This is a genomic window from Ignavibacteria bacterium (assembly GCA_016873775.1).
Taxonomy (GTDB): Bacteria; Bacteroidota; Ignavibacteria; order UBA10030; family F1-140-MAGs086; genus JAGXRH01.
This window is the reverse complement of record VGWC01000133.1, coordinates 1-2,944: the sequence shown is the minus strand read 5'-3', so window position 1 is coordinate 2,944 and position 2,944 is coordinate 1. Positions and strand designations below refer to the sequence as shown.

At 42.7% G+C, this 2,944-nt stretch carries 2 protein-coding genes; both read right to left on the bottom strand.

From position 1 onward, the window contains the following. Positions 1-1,826, bottom strand: a 1,826-nt coding sequence (locus FJ218_11280; protein ID MBM4167483.1) for a hypothetical protein, incomplete at its 3' end; no start/stop codon positions are given. Positions 1,827-1,895: 69 nt separating this feature from the next. Beyond that, a complete protein-coding gene (locus tag FJ218_11275; protein MBM4167482.1) occupies positions 1,896-2,738 on the bottom strand; it encodes an MBL fold metallo-hydrolase in 843 nt (280 codons plus the stop codon). Between the last annotated feature and the right edge of the window lie 206 nt (positions 2,739-2,944).

The window sequence follows — 2,944 nt, the reverse complement described above, 5'->3', positions numbered from 1 at the left end:
TCGGAAATATTCGTCCAATTGACACCGCTGTTGCTTGTTACCCACACGTTTGCATCATCGGTTCCCGCATAAATTGTGTTCGAATCCGATGGAGCAACTGCAATGGTTGTAATAGTTCCATAGGGTAAATTTCCGGGTGAAGGTCCGTTCGTTAAATCGGGGCTAATTGCAGTCCAATTGTTTGCGCGGTCGGTTGTTTTATACATTTTATCCGAGCCGAGAAAAAGCGAAGCGGAATTTAACGGATTAAAAACGAAGGGCGTACTCCAGTTAAATCGGTCGGAAAAATTGATGCCGTTTGTTCCAAAACTAAATCCGCCGTATTGGTATTCCATATACAGAAATGAGTTATCGTTCGGATCCACGAGAACATAAAATCCGTCACCGCCGAAAAGTTCTTGCCAATCGTTCAAATTTCCGGTGAGTGTTCTGTTCGTACCGTTATCCTGAGTGCCGCCGTAGAGGTTTGTGGGATTTTGTTCGTCCACTTCACACGTGTAGAATTGATTATTCGGAAGATTTTCAAAATGAGTAAAATTATTTCCGCCATCGTTAGAGTAATACAAACCTCCATCATTGCCTTCCAGCACCAGCGACGGATTTTGCGGATGAACAAACAGAGCGTGGTGGTCAACGTGAACGTTAAAATCGTTGGAAAACCAATTCGCGCCGCCGTTGGTAGATTTCATTGAATACAATCCGAGCATATATAAAATATTGGAATCGCTCGAATGTACTTTTATTCCGCCAAACCAATAACCGTACGACGTAAATATTCCGGAAAGTTCTGCTGAGTTTATTGGTGTCCACGTTTCGCCGCCGTTGGTGGTTTTATAGACGCCCATCAATTCGCCTGATGATGCGGCATAACTAACGTAGATAATTTCCGGATTGGGATGAAACAGAGCGATGGTAATTCTGCTGATGTTGGGAGAGTTGGGAGGAAGTCCGTTGGTGAGTTGTGTCCACGTATTTCCTGCATCTGTTGAACGATATAAACCGCTGGTAATTCCTCCGTAAGACCGTTGCCACGCATAACGCATCCGCTCAAACATTGCGGCATAAATAATATTCGGCGCGTTGGGATTTATAGCGATATCAATACATCCCGTGGAATCGGAAAGGAAGAAAACTTTTTGCCACGAGAGACCGCCATCGAATGTACGATACACGCCCCGCTGCTCGTTCTTTGAATACATTGTTCCCATCGCAGCAACATACGCGATATTGTAATTGGTGGGATGAACGGCAATTTTTCCGATGAAACGCGTGGAATCCAATCCGCAATGAGTCCAACTTTCACCGGCATTGGTAGATTTATACACGCCGAAACCGCCGTAGGTAAGCGAACCGCTTCCGCCGTTGGGTTCTCCCGTTCCTACATACAAAACATTTTCATTGGAAGGAGCAAGCGTTATATCTCCGATGGATAAACTTTTCGCATCATCAAAAATAGCATTCCATGAATTGCCGAAATCGGTAGATTTGAAAATTCCTCCGCTTGCAGAACCGGCGTAAATAATTGAAGTGTTGGATGACGGCATTTCAACATCGGTAATTCTTCCACCAATGTTGATGGGTCCGGCGAATTCCCAAGCGGCGTTTGTGTGTTTTGCAACCGCTTTCATTGATGCGCTTCGTTCTATTGCTTTTCCATATTCCGCATAATTTATTTCCGAATAGGGGAACGTTCGTTGGTCATAAAACCAATCTCCACGCGGCGAAGATTCTTCTTTCTCAAAATGTTTTCGTTCTTTTTTTGGAGAGAAAAAGGAAACAAGAAAAATTGAAAGGGATAAACCAACAAGAAAAAATTTTTTATTCATAACGCATAATAAAAATTGCTTAAAAATTCTTTGACAATGCTCCGTCGGTTCGCTTCTGGGAATGACGATTTACATTTTCACTTCTTCACTCATCACGATACCTTTTTCTGTTCGCGTAACTCTTGCCGCAGTAATTTTCGGGTCGTGTTCGAAGAAAAGAATCCAGTTTTCATCGGCGGCGTTGTTCAGTATCAATTTCTTTTCTTCCAATGTCTCCAGCGGACGCAAATCGTATCCCATAATGTAGGGGAGAGGAATGTGCGAACTCGTCGGTATCATATCGCAACAATACAAAAGCGTTGTTTCGCCGTCGGAAATTTCAGGAAGTTGTTGTGCGTCGGTGTGTCCGTTGCAAATCATAAATTCGATGTTGGGAAAAACATTTTCATTTCCTTCAAGAAATTCGAGCACGCCGAATTCTTTCAACGGCATAAAATCATCGGGCATAAAACTTCCTTTGTCTTTTTCGTTTGCGTTTAACGAACGGAGATAATGTTTTTTCTGCACGAAGTATGTTGCGTTGGGGAAAGCGGGTTTTAAGATGCCATCTTCTTTTATCGTAGAGCCGCCCGCGTGGTCAAAATGCAAATGCGAAAGAATAACATCGGTTACATCGGTGCGCGTAAGTCCAATTTTTTGTAACGATGAATCCAAACTTGATTGTGAATTATCGAGACGATAAATATCAATTTGTTTGTCAGTAAATTTATTGCCATTGCCGTTATCAATAAGAATAACTTTTCCTTCGCCTTTGAGGAGTAATCCACGTGCGGCAAGTTCGATGCGGTTGCGTTCATCGGGAGAATTTGATTTGCTCCACAATGGTTTTGGGACAATGCCGAACATCGCTCCGCCATCGAGAGCAAAACGTCCGGTTTCAATTGGGAATAATTCGTAGTTTGCGATTTTCATAATGTGTTTATTGAATTTTTACTTTCTTTTGTGCCTTCGTGTCTTTGTGGCGAGAACATCTTTTACCACAAAGGCACAAAGACACGGACATTTCAAAACAGAAAAGGTCGGTTATCTCATTGACGAGGGACACCGACCTAATTCATAATGATAGAAAATAAAATGTTACTTCCTAAAGCGTGACGTTGATGCTGATAAATCCGCCC

What these genes read in the sequence shown, in the direction of transcription:
- FJ218_11275 (MBM4167482.1), bottom strand. Translation starts at nt 2,738, where the DNA reads ATGAAAATCGCAAACTACGAATTATTCCCAATTGAAACCGGACGTTTT.